At 69.9% G+C, this 14,882-nt stretch carries 12 protein-coding genes and 3 tRNA genes; 7 read left to right on the plus strand and 8 right to left on the minus strand.

All coding sequences use genetic code 11. From position 1 onward, the window contains the following. Positions 1-59: 59 nt before the first annotated feature. Entirely contained in the window at positions 60-431 is a 372-nt protein-coding gene (locus tag ACIBH1_RS04105) for a VOC family protein (RefSeq protein WP_397312076.1), read from the plus strand. On the opposite strand, the gene ACIBH1_RS04110 is transcribed toward ACIBH1_RS04105, so the two are convergent. Then, positions 428-1,861 (minus strand): tetratricopeptide repeat protein, encoded by a 1,434-nt coding sequence (locus ACIBH1_RS04110; RefSeq protein WP_397312077.1) that lies wholly within the window; start codon positions 1,859-1,861, stop codon positions 428-430. The two genes, ACIBH1_RS04105 and ACIBH1_RS04110, sit on opposite strands and share 4 nt — an antisense overlap. 195 nt (positions 1,862-2,056) lie before the next feature. On the opposite strand from ACIBH1_RS04110, the gene ACIBH1_RS04115 reads away from it, so the two are divergent. Further along, positions 2,057-5,113, plus strand: a complete 3,057-nt coding sequence (locus ACIBH1_RS04115; protein ID WP_397312079.1) for a hypothetical protein — start codon at positions 2,057-2,059, stop codon at positions 5,111-5,113. Here the strand turns inward: ACIBH1_RS04115 and ACIBH1_RS04120 are convergent. The 3 genes from ACIBH1_RS04120 to ACIBH1_RS04130 all read right to left on the minus strand — a co-directional run bounded on the left by ACIBH1_RS04120 (position 5,085) and on the right by ACIBH1_RS04130 (position 6,538). After that, positions 5,085-6,026 (minus strand): sulfite exporter TauE/SafE family protein, encoded by a 942-nt coding sequence (locus tag ACIBH1_RS04120; protein ID WP_397312080.1) that lies wholly within the window; start codon positions 6,024-6,026, stop codon positions 5,085-5,087. The genes ACIBH1_RS04115 and ACIBH1_RS04120 overlap by 29 nt on opposite strands. A gap of 4 nt (positions 6,027-6,030) precedes the next feature. After that, the gene (locus ACIBH1_RS04125) at positions 6,031-6,231 is read right to left on the minus strand and encodes a hypothetical protein (protein WP_181611535.1); all 201 of its coding nucleotides are present in this window, start codon (positions 6,229-6,231) and stop codon (positions 6,031-6,033) included. A 91-nt stretch (positions 6,232-6,322) separates the two neighbouring features. After that, on the minus strand, positions 6,323-6,538 hold the full coding sequence (locus ACIBH1_RS04130; protein WP_397312081.1) for an SHOCT domain-containing protein: 216 nt from the start codon (positions 6,536-6,538) through the stop codon (positions 6,323-6,325). Between the two features lie 450 nt (positions 6,539-6,988). Here ACIBH1_RS04130 and ACIBH1_RS04135 point away from each other — a divergent pair. The 3 genes from ACIBH1_RS04135 (at position 6,989) to ACIBH1_RS04145 (ending at position 7,317) form a co-directional block, all read left to right on the plus strand. Further along, a tRNA-Ala gene (locus ACIBH1_RS04135) sits at positions 6,989-7,060 on the plus strand. A gap of 107 nt (positions 7,061-7,167) precedes the next feature. Further along, positions 7,168-7,240: transfer RNA gene (locus ACIBH1_RS04140), tRNA-Glu, on the plus strand. 5 nt (positions 7,241-7,245) lie between these two features. Continuing rightward, a tRNA-Met gene (locus ACIBH1_RS04145) sits at positions 7,246-7,317 on the plus strand. Positions 7,318-7,334: 17 nt separating this feature from the next. Here the strand turns inward: ACIBH1_RS04145 and ACIBH1_RS04150 are convergent. Together ACIBH1_RS04150 and ACIBH1_RS04155 are read right to left on the minus strand one after the other, a co-directional pair. Then, positions 7,335-7,982 carry a response regulator transcription factor gene (locus ACIBH1_RS04150; protein ID WP_181611537.1) on the minus strand — a complete coding sequence of 216 codons (648 nt, stop codon included), beginning with the start codon at positions 7,980-7,982 and terminating at the stop codon, positions 7,335-7,337. Positions 7,983-7,987: 5 nt separating this feature from the next. Continuing rightward, complete coding sequence (locus ACIBH1_RS04155; protein WP_397312082.1) at positions 7,988-9,082, minus strand: sensor histidine kinase; 1,095 nt, start codon at positions 9,080-9,082, stop codon at positions 7,988-7,990. A 94-nt stretch (positions 9,083-9,176) separates the two neighbouring features. On the opposite strand from ACIBH1_RS04155, the gene ACIBH1_RS04160 reads away from it, so the two are divergent. After that, positions 9,177-10,886 carry a gamma-glutamyltransferase family protein gene (locus ACIBH1_RS04160; RefSeq protein WP_397312083.1) on the plus strand — a complete coding sequence of 570 codons (1,710 nt, stop codon included), beginning with the start codon at positions 9,177-9,179 and terminating at the stop codon, positions 10,884-10,886. 65 nt (positions 10,887-10,951) lie between these two features. Next, on the plus strand, positions 10,952-12,466 hold the full coding sequence (locus tag ACIBH1_RS04165; protein ID WP_397312084.1) for an alkaline phosphatase family protein: 1,515 nt from the start codon (positions 10,952-10,954) through the stop codon (positions 12,464-12,466). Here the strand turns inward: ACIBH1_RS04165 and ACIBH1_RS04170 are convergent. Both ACIBH1_RS04170 and ACIBH1_RS04175 read right to left on the minus strand, forming a co-directional pair. Next, the gene (locus tag ACIBH1_RS04170; RefSeq protein ID WP_397312085.1) at positions 12,456-13,910 is read right to left on the minus strand and encodes a flavin-containing monooxygenase; all 1,455 of its coding nucleotides are present in this window, start codon (positions 13,908-13,910) and stop codon (positions 12,456-12,458) included. The genes ACIBH1_RS04165 and ACIBH1_RS04170 overlap by 11 nt on opposite strands. Further along, positions 13,903-14,775: a metal-dependent hydrolase gene (locus tag ACIBH1_RS04175; protein WP_397312086.1), complete on the minus strand. Its 873-nt coding sequence runs from the start codon at positions 14,773-14,775 to the stop codon at positions 13,903-13,905. Before ACIBH1_RS04175 ends, ACIBH1_RS04170 begins: the two co-directional genes overlap by 8 nt. Positions 14,776-14,882: the final 107 nt, after the last annotated feature.

The raw sequence follows: 14,882 nt of genomic DNA on the forward strand, positions 1-14,882 counted from the left end.
TGACACGATAACACCACGATGGTTATATCCAAATTGGGTATAACCACGAGGAGGACATCATGGCCATCACCGTCAGCCAGGTCTCGCTCTACTACCAGGACCAGGACGCCGCGCTGCGCTTCTGGACCGAACAGGTGGGCTTCGAGGTCGCCACCGACCTGCCGTACGGCCAGGACCGCTGGATCGAGGTGGCCCCGCCCGGCGGGGGAGTGCGGCTGGTCCTCTACAAGGCCGCGCCCGACTGGCCGTCGTTGTCGTCCGACAAGCCCAACTACGTGCTCTTCGAGGCAGACGACCTCGTCAAGACCCACGAGGAGCTCAGCGCGCGCGGCGTGCGGTTCACGATGGAGCCCAAGCAGGAGGGGTGGGGCTGGTCCGCGGTCTTCACCGACCCCGAGGGCCACCTGTTCCACCTCGGCCAGAAGCGTTAGCGGCTCTCCAGCTTGCCGCGCAGCTGGCGAGCCGTCGCCAGCACGTGCTCGACCTCGGTACGGCTCGGCCACGGCGCGGTGCCCGGCCGCAGCAGCGTGGCCCTGACCGAGGCCAGATGCTCGATGGCGGCGGCGTGCAGCCCGCTGCGCTGGGTCAGCCACACCACCACGTCCGCGTGATCACGCAGCGGCCGCGTGACCAGGTCCCACGTGCCCAGGATCTCCGTCAGATCGGGTACGGCCAGCGGCACCGCCCCGCGCCTCCCGGTCGCCGCGGCGGCGAGTTCGGCCCGCGCGGTCAGCTCGGGCTCGGCCAGCCGGTCCCACGTCGGCGGGGGCGGATCGGCCAGCCACTGCTCGGCCTCCTGGGGCCGTCCCGTGGCGGTCAGCAGCCCGCCCAGCTCCATCGCCGCCCGGTGGTGCCCGGCCAGCGCGGCCTGGCGGAACCAGTGCTGCCCGCCCGCCAGGTCGCCGTTCTCGGCGATGAGCAGCAGCCCGAAGTTGAACGCCGACTCGGCGTCGCCGCTGGCCGCGGCCCGTCCGAACCAGTGGCTGGCACCCGCGGAGTCGGCCAGCTCCACGCAGACGAAGCCGGCCATGCGCTGGTCTTCCAGACGCCCGGCCGCCGCGGCCCGCTCGAACCAGGCCAGCGCCGTGCGCAGATCCCTGCGCGACAACGCGATCCCGCCCAGCTGCGAGGCCGAGCCAGGGTGCTCGCTCTTGGCCGCCAGCCGGTAGAAGGCCTCGGCGCCCTCCGGGTCGCGCCGGGCCTGCAGCAGGAGTCCGAGATGGTAGGCCGCCTCCGCGTGCCCGCTGCGCGCGGCGTACTCCCACCACTGCGCCGTGTCGCCCTCCTCGCCTCCGGAGTAGGCCAGGAACCCCAGGTCGTGGGCGGAGGCCACGTCGCCCTCCGCCGCCGCCCGCCGGTGCCACTCGCGCGCGATGGGCAGCTCGCCGGCGTCCTCGCAGATCAGGGCCAGCCGCCTGGCCGCGGTGCGCGACCCGGCGTGCGCGGCGCGCTCGAACCACACCCGCGCGCCGGCCAGGTCGCCTCGCTGCTCCAGCAGGAGGGTGGCCAGGCTGAGCGACGCCTCGGTGTCGCCCGTGCCCGCGGCCAGCTCGTACCAGCTGACCGCCTCCTCCAGGCTGCCGTGCTTCTCGTGCCAGACGCCCAGGTTGAAGGAGCTGTCGACGTTGCCGGAGACCGCCGCGCGTTCCCACCAGTGACGGGCTGCCGCCCGGTCGCCGCGGGCCGCGTAGTGCTTGCCCAGCCGGTGCGCGGCCGTGGCGTCACCCCGCTGCGCGGCCGCCAGCAGCTCGGGTTCGTCTCCCGTTCGTGGCGCGGGCACGGCGGCGGTCGCCTGCTCGGGCTGCTCAGGCTGCTCGGGCTGCTCCGTCTGCTCACTCTGGTCGGTCTGCCACCACGACATGTGCCCCTCCCCGGGTGTGATGGACAGGGTGACATGTGACGGCATTGTTGCGGAGCGTAATCGCCGTATTTTCTCGCTCCAGCTTTTCCTGTTGTCAGCTTTTCTTGTGATATTCCCGGGGCGCCGTATTTGTTATGAGGCTGTTGTTTCCATAGGAAATGATGTGGCCCCTTGGATCGATCCAGAGGGGTATCAGTGAAATCGTTGATAGTGGCGTTGCGCCGGGTGGGGGGAACCTTGGCCGCCATGGCCCTGGTCTCCGGCGCGCTCGCCTCGGGAGCTGCCGCGGCGCCGACACCAGTGGTGTTCGGTACGGCTACCGCCACGCCCAAGACCCAGACCGTCGAATGCCCGACGACCGTGAAGCTGGCCACCACGGCCAAGGTCAAGGCACCCGTGACGCTCAAATACCAGTGGGTCTTCGGCAACGGCACCAAAAGCACGGTGAAGCAGTACAAGATCGGCGGAAAGGGCATAAAGTCCATTCGCCTCACCACGACCATCAAGGTCAGCGGTGACGCGAAGGGCTGGGGCGCCGTCCGCGTACTCTCACCGGTCAAGAAGGTCTCCAAGAAGGCCTGGTTCTCGGTCTCCTGCACCGGAGCCGACGCCCAGACCGGCGGATCCACCTGGGTGGGCATCGGCTACCTGCACGAGCCGGACAAGCCCGCCCAGCCCGAGGCTCCCGCCAACCCGGTCACCTCGGCCACCCTCAACGGGACGCCGAAGGAGTACGCCGGTCGCTGCCCGACCGAGGTGGCGCTGACGGCGAGCTTCCAGCACTCCGCCTCGCCCAAGGCCTTCGAAGTCGCCTACCGCCTGCGCGACTCGCTCGGCGACGTCGGCCAGTGGCGCACCACGACCGTGGCCGCGGGCCCCGCCTCCGCGCGCACCGTCGACCTGGGCAAGGTCAAGGTCGCCAAGACCGGCTGGCACCAGCTCGAGTTCGCCCAGCCCAACGGCCTGCTGTCCAACCGCGCCGCCTACACGATCGTCTGCGGCGTGCCCGCAGTCACCCTGAACAAGACCACGGCCTACCCGGGCCAGACCGTCACCGTCAACGCCGCCTTCGTCGGCTCCGACGTCAAGACGATCTCCTCCAAGGCGTTCGACCCCGAGACCCACACCGCCCCGGCGGGCAAGCGCGACCACACCTTCGACGCCAAGGTCTCGGCGACCCTCGGCGAGCACGAGGTCAAGGCCGTCTTCGCCGACGGCGACACCGCCACGGCCAAGCTCACCGTCGTGGCCGACCCCAGCCCGGTCAAGGGCGTCAAGCTCACCCTCGACCCGGCCGCCCACGAGGGCCGCTGCCCGATCAAGGTCAAGGTCGGCGCGACCTTCGACCTGACCGGCTACCCCGCCCAGGCGCTGTCGATCAAGTGGCGTCCGGCCGGCGCCGAGCAGTGGAAGACCGCCGCCGTGCCCGCCAACCACGGCGGCAGCTTCACCGCCCAGCTCGACGAGCTGACCGTCACCGAGAGCAAGAAGGGCGCCTACCGGATCGAGATCCAGCAGGCCGACAACCTCAAGTCCAACGAGGTGCCCTTCGAGTACCTGTGCGGCGAGCCCACCATCACGCTGTCCGCGACCACCGCCCACCCGGGCGACACGGTCAAGGTCACCGTAAAGGGCTTCGGCTCCGACGTGAAGACCGTCAGCTCCAAGGCCTTCACGCCCGAGCTGCACACCGCTCCGGCCGGCAAGCGCGAATGGTCCTTCGACGCCACCGTCTCCGCCGCCCAGGGCGAGCACGAGGTCAAGGCGGTCTTCGCCGACAACGACACCGTGAGCGCCAAGCTCAAGGTCGAGCCGGTGCCGAACCCGGTGCAGAAGTTCACCGTCGACGTCGACCCGGCCACCTACGTGGGCAAGTGCCCGACCGACCTCGAGGTCACGGCGAAGCTGGCGGGCATCCCCGCCGGGGTGAGCAGCATCCAGTACAAGCGTGTCGGCACCGACACGTGGATCACGCTGGCCATCCCCGCCGGGCACGCCGAGCCGTACGTGGTCAAGCTGCCCTCGCTGCGCTACACCGAGTCCGGCAAGGCGAGCGTGCAGTACGTGATCAACCAGCCGAACAAGCTGGAGTCGAACACCGAGCAGGTCGTCGTCACCTGCGGGGAGCCGACGATCACGCTGAGCAAGTCGGAGGCCTACCCCGGTGACCAGGTGAAGGTCACGGCCAACGGGTTCGACTCCGACATCAGGAAGATCTACTCGGACGCCTTCGAGCCGTCCACCCGCGACCCGCTCGGCACGCCGCGCACCTACGAGTACGTGGCCGTCGTCGGCGACGAACTGGGCACGCACACCGTCACCGCCGAGACCCTCAACGGCGGCAAGGCGACCACCACCATCAAGGTCGTCCCCGACCCCAACAAGGTCAAGGGCGTGCACATCTGGTTCGGCGACGACGACTACAAGGGCCGCTGCCCGGTGTCGCTGCCGCTCACCGTCAAGTTCACCGGCCTGCCCAGGGGCAAGCAGACGATCCAGTACCGGATCGCCGGCACCGCCGCCTGGCAGTCGATCGAGGTGACCCCGGTGCTCGGGATCGCCATCGAGACGGTGCGGGTGCCCGTGACGCAGTCGGGCAAGGGCACGGTGAAGATCGAGATCAACCAGCCCGACAAGCTGACCTCCAACGCCGAGGGCTACGAGGTCGAGTGCGTGGAGCCGAGCATCACGCTGCGCCCGTCCGTCACCCGCGCGGGCGGCGAGGTCGAGGTCGAGGTGAAGGGGATCGACTCCAAGGTCGTGCGCGTCCACTCCGACGCGTTCGACCCGAAGGAGTACAAGCCCAAGTACCCCGACGAGTACTACGAGCGTGACCACCGGGTCGGCTCCAACGTCGTGGCCGGCACCTACGAGGTGAGCGCCACGCTCGCCGACGGCACCGTCGTCAAGGCCCAGCTCACCGTGGCGCCTCCGCAGGTCAAGAGCATCTCGTTCGCGACCAGCCCGCCGGTGCCGACGAACAACAAGATGGCCTGCGGCACCGTGGTGACCGTGAAGGCCACCCTCACCCTCACCGCCCCGGCGGGCGCGGCGCAGGCCGTGCTGTGGAAGCTCGAGAACGGCGCCTGGAAGACGGCCACCGTGCCGGCCGGCCAGTCGTCGGTCACGGTCGACGTGCTGTCGTACACGGTCACCACGAGCAAGCCGGCCGACAAGTTCATCGACGTCTCCGTCAACCAGGCGGACGACATCAGCGAGACCTTCAAGTTCGAGCCGTACTGTCACGGGTGAACCTGATGAAGCCGCTGTACATCCCCATCGAGCACGTGTAACGCAGCGTGCCAGGAGGGTGCGGCGGTAGCCGGACGGTCGCCGGGAGCGCGTAGTCGCGACCGGCGATCGTCACGGTCCTGGTGCAGCCCGCCTCGTGTGTCTTGAAGACCAGCTCCACCGCCTGCCCCGCCGGGGCGGTGACGAGGGCGGGGCGGTAGCCGGCGGCGGTGGCCCAGATCGTGAGCGGTCCCGTCGAGGCTGCCGCCGGGGCGGTCGACCGGGGCAGCCAGCCGCCGAGGCTGAGGCCCGACCCGATCGTCCACACGCCTACGGCGAAGGCCGCCACCCCGGTCAGCAGGGCCAGGCGGGTCTGGGAGATCCTGCGCAGGATCACGCCCAGCAGGGCGAAGGCGGGGGCGGTGCCCACGACGAAACCGGCCATCACGGCGGCGCCGCCGAGGGCGGAACCGCTGGAGACGGCAACCATCTCCATGCCGAGCGTCACGCCGCAGGGGATCAGGATCGTGGCGGCGCCCAGGAGCAGGGCGCTCCTGCCGAGGTGCCGTGGCGGCTCATGGGGAGCGCAGCCCGCCTTCTCGCGCCTGATGAGGCGGACGGCGAAGACCAGCACCGTCAGTCCCGCCGCGACGAGCAGGACCGCGCGGAGCCGCGGTGACAGGGTGATCGCCGACCCTGCCAGGCCGAGCAGCGCTCCGGCCAGCACGTGCGAGGCCAGGCGGCCGGTGAGGAAGCGGCCCAGGACCATCGGATCGGCCCGGGGCGGGCGGCACGAGGCGCAGCACCCACCGCCGCACCGATCCGTGCGATCCACCAGGCCCACCAGCAGACCGCCCTGCACCGCCGTGCAGGACGCGGTCCCCGCGACCAGGCCGGCTGCCAGCCCGCTCAGGAACAGCGAGACCGGCTCCACGCGGTCAGTGCACGACGGTCAGGTTGTCGAGGCTGCCGTTCTTGGCCAGTTCGACGATCGAGCCGAACTGGTCGAGGCTCATCTCGACCCGCTGGCCGAAATCGTCGGTGATGACGACCTGCTTCTCCTCGGGGGCCGCCGGGTCGAAGAACAACTCGGGGCACCCGCAACTGCACTGGCCGCAGAACCTGGCGATCGACTGCATCTCGTCCCTCGCTTCTCGATGTAGTCCTGTACGGAAGGTAACCGCGGCGCCTGACTGCGGCCAGTAACAGTTGTTTCACCCCCTGGCACGGTTAGGAGCGGGCTCCCTTGAGCACGGAGACCTTCTCGAAGTACTCGTCGTCGCTCATCTCGCCGCGGGCATACCTTTCCGCGAGGATCTGCTCCGCGCCCGCGATCGGACTGGAGGCGGCCGGTGTACGGCGTCGCCATCGGGTGACGAAGAAGGCGGCCACGGCCACCCACAGAAGCGGGACGATCGGCCAGAAGAAACCCCAGTGTGCGTGCATCTCTTTCCTCCTTTTGACGTATCTCAAGGATCGCCGGAAGGGCCGCGGGCCACATCGGCTCGCGGGCTCGTCGCCGTATGCGACCGCTGGTGTGCATTCGCCACCGGGCGTCTCCTCCTGTGGTCGGAGACGGCGCTCATCACCCTGATAAATGAGTGGCAGCCCGCATGAACCGCGGGTTATCTTTTACTCATCGAACGCGACGAAAGGAATGAGGAAACGTGGAAGCCATGACCGCGCGAATCCTCGCGGAGGCCCGCGGGTAGCTCACACGCTCCCTCATCGGCCGCCGCGGACCCCACGTCCGGGCGGCTTTTTCGTTGCCCCGCAGACAACTCCAGAACCGGAGAACGAGCTCTTCCGTTCTCCGATGGCTGTCCTCTTCCCGCAATCCACACTGCGGGTACGGCAGAGCCCGTGGGCACACTACCGCGACGGGCAAATACGTTAGGGCTGATGGTGAAACAGGAATCACACCTGCCTTGCAAGCAGGAATTCGGGGTTCGATTCCCCGCCGGTCCACGCTCCCGCGGTCTGCCGTACGGTCAACGCACCGGGCGGCGGCGCGATGGAACCACGGACACCGTCCTAAGTCGTCCAAGGTGAAGTCGCGGGCCGCGGGAGAGCACGGCCCGTTGGTCTAGTGGTGAGGACACCTGATTCTCAATCAGGAAATCACCGGTTCGAATCCGGTACGGGCTACGCGACGCTCGGTGGTGCAACGGTGGCACGCAGGCCTCATAAGCCTGAGGTTCGGGGTTCGAGTCCCTGCCGAGCGACCTGCCGAGCGACCGGGTCACAACCAGCCTGGCTTGACCAGGCCGGACTCGTAGGCGATCACGACGAGCTGCGCCCGGTCGCGGGCGTGCAGCTTCATCATCGTCCGGCTGACGTGGGTCTTGGCCGTCGCGGGCGACATGAACAGTTTCGCCGCGATCTCGTCGTTCGTCATGCCGGTGCCCACCAGCGACAGGACCTCGCGTTCGCGCTCGGTGAGCTGGTCGAGGCCGGTCATCTCCATGGGTTCCTTGGCGCGCGAGGCGTATTCGGCGATGAGTCGCCGGGTGACGCTCGGCGACAGCAGCGCGTCGCCTGAGGCGACCACGCGCACCGCCTGGATGAGCTCGGTGGGCTCGGTGTCCTTGACGAGGAAGCCGCTGGCGCCGCCGCGTAGCGCCTCGAAGACGTATTCGTCGAGCTCGAACGTGGTCAGGATGATGATGCGCGGACCCTCGGGCATCTGCCGGGTGGCAGTCAGGCCGTCGGTGCCCGGCATGCGGATGTCCATGAGGACCACGTCGGGCTGGTGCTGGGCGGCCAGCCGCACGGCCTCGGCGCCGTCGGAGGCCTCGGCGACCACGGTCATGTCGGGCTGGGCGTCGAGCAGGGCCTTGAATCCGGCGCGGACCAGGGCCTGGTCGTCGGCGAGCAGCAGTTTGATCATAGTCGTCATTCTGACGTCTCCAGCGGCAGGCGGGCGGTGACGCGGAAGCCCTCGTCGGTGGGTCCGGCGGTGAAGGTGCCGCCGAGGGCCGCGGCACGCTCGCGCATGCCGGGGATGCCGTTGCCGCCGCCCTCTTCGGCGACGGCGGCGGGCGCGTGGCCGCCCTTGCTGGTGACCTGGACGAGCAGCTGCTTGCCGTACTCCAGCAGGACGGTCACGCGGGCGCCTGGCGCGTGCTTGGCGGCGTTGGTGAGCGACTCCTGGACGATGCGGTAGGCGGCGCGCTCGACGCCGGGCGGCAGCGGGCGGGTGCCCGCGCGGGTGAGTTTCACGTCGAGACCGCAGCGTTCGACGAGCTCGTCGAGGCGGTCGAGGCCGGCGGTGGGGGATCGGGGCGCGCCCTCGCGCAGCACGTTGAGGACCGAGCGCATCTCGCCGAGCACCTCCTTGGAGGCCGTCTTGATGGTGGCCAGCGCCGTGCGGGCCTGCTCGGGGTGGTCGTCGATGAGGTGCAGCGCGGTGGAGGCCTGGACGTGGATGAGCGAGATGTTGTGCGCCAGCACGTCGTGCAGCTCCTGGGCCATGGTCAGGCGTTCCTCGCTGGCCTGGCGGCGCGACTCCTCCTCCTTGGTGCGCAGGGTCTCGCGCCGCCGCTCGCGCACCATGCGGCCCAGCTCGGCCGCGACCATGAGGAGCATGGTGGAGGTGCCGATCCAGACGCCGTGGAACGGGTCGCGCTGCCCGATCGACCAGGCGTAGACGATGAAGGTGATCAGCGTGCACCCGGCGATGAGCCAGGCGGCCAGGCGCCTGCCGTCGAGGACGAGCGCCACCAGCATGATCATCGGGCTGAAGAAGACCGGCCCGTACGGATAACCGCCCCACAGGTAGAGGAAGGTCGCCAGGAGGGTGACGAGCGTGGCCGCGACGGGATATCTGCGGCGTACGGCCAGCATGGCGGGGCCGATGAGCAGCAGCACGTTGGCGTAGACGTCGGGGGCCTGGCGCGGCAGGTCCTTCTGCCCCAGGTAGGCGGCGGACGACAGCGCCACCTGCACGAGGGCGACGATCGCCGCCGCCAGAAGGTCCTTTTTCCGCACACGACCACGCTAGGGCACCGCGCTGACCGGCTGCATCCCACCGGTGTGGGAGAAGGGCCTACCCCGGGTGGTGTAGCTGAGTCATGGTGATTGCATGATCCGACTCATCCTCGTGGGAGCGCTGATCGCTCCGTTCGGGCCCGCCGCTACGACGGACCCGGGCAAGGTCCCGGTTCAGGAGGGGTACGGCGGTGCGGTCTCCACCGTCGACCACGATGCGAGCAAGGCGGCGATCGAGGTGTTGCGCAGGGGCGGCAACGCCATCGACGCCGCGGTGGCCGCAGGAGCGGTGCTCGGCGTGACCGAGCCGTACTCCGCGGGCGCGGCGGGCGGCGGCTTCATGGTCATCTACTCGGGCGGCCGTGTCCACACCATCGACGGCCGCGAGACCGCGCCGAAGGCCATGACCTCGACGTCCCTGGAAGGCATCCCGTTCGAGGAGGCCGTCACCAGCGGCCTGTCGGCGGGCGTCCCCGGCACGGTCGCCCAGTGGGAGCTGGCGCTGCGCCGTTTCGGCACCATCTCCCTGCGCGAGGCGCTGCGCCCGGCGATCTCGGTCGCCGAGAACGGCTTCGTGGTCGACCAGACCTTCCACGACCAGACCGCCGCCAACGCCGCCCGCTTCAAGGACATCGCCTCCACCGCCAAGCTCTACCTGCCCGGCGGCGCGCCGCCGGTCGTCGGCTCCGTCTTCAGGAACCCCGAGCTGGCCGACACCTACCGCCAGCTGGCCCGCCGCGGCCCGAACTGGATGTACGGCGGGCAGCTGGGCCGTGAGATCGTCGCCACGGTCAAGAATCCGCCGGTGACGCCCGGCTCCACCCGCAACGTGCGCCCCGGCCTCATGGAGCTGCGCGACCTGCGCGACTACCAGGCGCTGATGCGCGAGCCCACGCGCATCGACTACAAGGGCATGCAGGTATACGGCATGGCGCCGCCCTCCTCCGGTGGTTCCACGGTCGGCGAGGCGCTCAACATCATCGAGGCCCTGCCGCGGGTCGGACTGCACGAATACCTGGAGGCCTCCCGCCTGGCCTTCGCCGACCGCGGCAAGTACGTCGGCGACATCCCGGGCGTGCCGCTGCGGCAGCTGCTCTCCGACGGCTTCGCCAAGGAGCGCGCCTGCCTGATCGGCGAGCGCGCCATGCCCCACCCGGCCGCCCCCGGCGTGCCCGACGGCGACTACTCCGGCTGCTCCGCCTCCGCCTTCGAGCCGGCTCCGGTCGCGACCGAGGGGCCGGAGACCACGCACCTGGTCGTGGCCGACCGGTGGGGCAACGTGGTGGCCTACAACCTGACCATCGAGTCGACCGGCGGCAACGGCATCGTCGTGCCGGGACGCGGGCTGCTGCTCAACAACGAGCTCACCGACTTCACCTTCGGTCCCGCGCCGGGCGACCCCAACCTGCCGGCCCCCGGCAAGCGCCCGCGTTCGTCGATGGCGCCCACGATCGTCTTCAAGCACGGCAAGCCGGTGCTGGCCGTGGGCTCGCCCGGCGGTTCGACGATCATCACGACGGTGCTGCAGATCCTGCTCAACCGCTACGAGTTCGGCATGGAGCTGCCCGCCGCCCTGGCCGCTCCGCGGGCCACGCAGCGCAACACCGCCCAGACCCAGGCGGAGCCGGGCTTCCTGGCCGAGCACGAGGCGGCGCTGGAGGCCCTGGGCCACGACCTGGTGCTCAATCCCGAGATCGGGGCGGCGACCGCCCTGGAGTTCGTCGGGCGAGGGCGGGTCCAGGTCGTCGCGGAGCCCACCCGCAGGGGAGGGGGCAGCGCGCTGGTGGTCAACCCGGCTCGATGAGGCCCCGGCCACCCTGCTCCCCGGGGCAGGGTGGCCCGCGCCGCGAACGGGGCACACTCACGTATGTGGCGCAGGTCGAGCACGTCGTCGTGCTGATGCTGGAGAACCGGTCCTTCGATCACATGCTGGGCTTCCTGGCCCACCCCGATCCCGCCTTCGACGGGCTCAGACACGGCGGGCCGTACACCAATCCCGGCTGGGAGGGCGGCCCGCCGGTCGCGGCGACGCCCGACGCGCGGCCGGTCATCCCGGTCGACCCCGACCACTCGCACGACGCGGCCGTGGAGCAGTTCGCCGAGGGCAACCAGGGCTTCGTCACCTCCTTCGAGCGCAAGGCCAGAGGGCTGGCGCAGCCGTCCTTCGGCGGCCTGCTCGGGCCGGTGATCAACTTCTTCTTCCGGCTGTTCAGCAGGCCGACGGAGAAGAAGGGCATGGGCCCGATCGTCATGCGCTGCCAGGACCCGGCCAACCTGCCGGTGCTGGCGACGCTGGCCACGGAGTTCGCGGTGTGCACGCGGTGGTTCTGCTCGGTGCCGGGCGAGACCTGGCCGAACCGCAACTACCTGCACGCTGCGACCTCCGACGGCGAGACGTCGATCCACCCGCGCTTCTACACCAACAAGACGATCTTCGAGCTGCTGGAGGAGGCCGGGCACGACTGGCGGATCTACCACGACGACGTGCCGCAGGCGTGGGCCTTCAGCAACCTGTGGAACTCCGCCGGGCGCATCGCGCGCTGGCGCGACATCTCCGAGCTGGCCGCGGACGCGGCCGCGGGAGACCTGCCCGCCTACACCTTCGTCGAGCCCAACCACCGGCCGCCGGTCAGGCTCAACGACCGGCCGAGCAACAGCCAGCATCCCGGCAACAACGTCGCCGAGGACTGGAAGCCGGGCGACGACACCGACTTCGCCCGCGCCGAGGCCCTCATCGCGGGGATCTACGAGGCGCTGAGGGGCAATCCCGCGCTGTTCGCCACGACGGTCTTCGTCGTCACCTACGACGAGCACGGCGGGCTCTACGACCACGTCGCGCCGCCGACGGGCCTGCGCGACCCCGGCACGGCGCCCAGCCTCCTGGGCCGCATCCTGCGCTTCCTGGCCTACAAGAACAGCTCCGCCTTCGACTTCTCCAGCACCGGCGGCCGGGTGCCCGCCGTGGTCGTCTCGCCGCTCATCCCGCCGGGCACGCTGTGCACGGCGACGATGGAGCACGCGTCGGTGCCCGCCACGCTCAGGGCGCTGTTCGCCCCGGACGCGCCGCCGCTGACCGCGCGCGACGCCGACGCGGCCCGGTTCGACATGCTCTGCACGCTGCCCGCGCCGCGCTCCGCCGTACCCGACCTGTCCGGTTTCGTACGGCACGCGCTCACGATGGAAGCCGCGGCCGAGCCGCCCGCCGGGAGACTCCCCGAACACGCCCAGGAGCTGGCCGTCCTGGCCAGAAGGGTGAAGGCCAGGCTGGAGCACCGTCCCGCCGTCTTCCCGGGCTTGGGCTGGCAGGCCAGGGACCGGCGCTCCTTCGGCCCGGCACTCGACTCCTTCCGCGAGGCCGCCGAGCAGGCCCGCGTCAGTAGATGACCTCGTAGGCGCCGGTGTTCACCCTGCGGGTGCGTGCCCAGTACTCGAAGGTGAAGCCCGGCCACAACGTGCGGTTGACGCCGTGCTCGTCCAGATACCAGGAGCGGCAGCCGCCCTCGGTCCACACCAGCCGGTCGAGCCGCTCCTGCAGGCGCCGGTTGAAGGCGCGCTGGTGCGAGGGGAGCACGTCGATCGCCCTGGCCTTCATGCGCGACAGCAGCCGCAGGCACTCCATGACGTAGCGCACCTGCGACTCGATCATGAAGACCACCGAGTTGTGCCCCAGGCCGGTGTTGGGGCCGAGCAGGAAGAACAGGTTGGGGAAGCCGGAGGTGGTGATGCCGTAGTAGGTCTCGATGCCCTCGCGCCAGGCGTCCTGGATCTTCAGGCCGTCGCGCCCGATGATGCGCTGCTCGTTGAGGGCGTCGGTGACCTTGAACCCGGTGCCGTAGATGATCACGTCGACCTCGATCTCCTCGCCGGAGGCGGTGACGACGCCAGTGGGCGTGATCGCGGTGATCGCGGAGGTGTCGAGGGTGACGTTGGGCCTGGTCAGCGCCGGATAGTAGTCGCTCGACAGCAGGATGCGCTTGCACCCGATGGTGTAGTCGGGGGTGAGCTTGGCGCGCAGTTCCGGGTCGGGCACCTGCCGCTCCAGGTGGCGCAGGGCCATGCGCTCGTGCGCCTTCATCAGGCGCGGGTCGACGGTGAAGCCGAGCGCGCGGGTCTCCAGGGCCCAGTAGACGGCGTTGCGGATGGTCCTGGCGCCGCCGGGGCGTTCCACGAACTTCTTGAGCCGCCCGGTGATGGGGAAGTCCGGCTTGGGCTGGATCCACGGCGGGGTGCGCTGGAAGAGGGTCAGGTGGGCGGCCTGGGGGGCGATCCGCGGCACGAACTGGATGGCCGAGGCGCCGGTGCCGATGACGGCGACGCGCTTGCCCGTGAGGTCGATCGAGTGGTCCCACTCGGCGGAGTGGAAGGCGGGACCGGCGAACGACTCCCGCCCCGGGATATCCGGAAATTTCGGGATGTGGAGGGCGCCGATGCCTGACACGACCGCCTTGCAGCGCAGCGGGGAGCCACCCGCGACGGCCACCTCCCACTCCCGCGCCGCGTCGTCCCACTCCAGACCCACGACCTCCTGGCCGAAGCGGAAGTGCGGGGCCAGGCCGTACCTCTCGACGCAGGAGCGCATGTACCGCCAGATCTCCTCCTGCGGCGAGAACATGCGCGACCAGCCGGGATTGAGGTCGAAGGAGAAGGAGTACATGGGCGAGGGCACGTCGCATGCGCACCCGGGATAGGTGTTGTCGCGCCAGGTCCCGCCCAGGTCGCCGGCCTTCTCCAGGATGACGAAGTCGTGGTACCCGGCTTCCTTCAGCTTGATCGCCATGCCGATCCCGGCGAAGCCGGAACCGATGATCACAATGCCCGGCTCAGCCATGGGCTCTCCTGTAGGACTCGAACTCTCGATGCGCCGGTGAGACGGCGATGTAGGCGAGCGCCTGCCGTACGTCGCCCTCCTGCGAAGGGTGGAAGCCGGGCCGTAGGTAGCGCGGCATGGCCAGGGCCAGGCTGCGCAGCGTGGGCACCCGCCCCTGGCCGGCGCGGTAGAGGTAGTGCGACCACTTGGGCACGATCCGCCCGCGCACGATCGGGTCGTGCTCCAGCAGGAAACGCCCGCCGTTCCTGATCAGGTAGATCATGGCCGGCCCTGTGCCCGCCATCGTCCGCACCCGCCGCGCGTAGGAGCCGTCGAGGTGCGTGAACAGGTCGTAGGCCACGCTGCGGTGCTCGACCTCCTCGGCGCCGTGCCAGCGCAGCAGGTCCATCATGACCGCGTCGGCGCCCGCCTCGTCGAGGGGCCCGGCGTCGAGGATCCACTGCCCGAGCACGGCGGTGTAGTGCTCGATGGCCGCGATGATCGCCACCCGTTCCAGCAGCCAGAAGCGCCGGGCCGCGGGCGGCAGCGTGTGGTCGCCCAGCAGCCGTTCGAACAGCCACTCCACGTTCTCGACGTACGGCGCCGGGTCCAGCCCTTGCTCGCGCAGGTGCTCCAGCACCCGCTGGTGGGCCACGGCGTGCGTGCCCTCCTGTCCCATGAAGCCCTTGACCTGCTCCCTGAGCAGCGGGTCGGTGATGTGGGGCAGGGCCTGCCTGAAGACGTGCACGAACCAGCGCTCGCCGGCGGGCAGCAGCAGGTGGAGGGTGTTGATCAGGTGCGTGGTGAACGGGTCGCCCGGCACCCAGTGCAGCGGCGTGTCCTCCCAGGAGAAGCGCACCCTGCGTGGCGCGATTTTATTGGACACAGAGTCCAATGTAATAACAGAACAATATTCAGTCTAGAGTGACCGGTGTCACACTGTCTCGTGACATGACGAAACCGCGCCGTGAGCGGACTCCCGCGGCGCGGACG

Origin of the sequence: Nonomuraea sp. NPDC050663, assembly GCF_044456985.1 — a bacterium.
Classification (GTDB): Bacteria; Actinomycetota; Actinomycetes; order Streptosporangiales; family Streptosporangiaceae; genus Nonomuraea.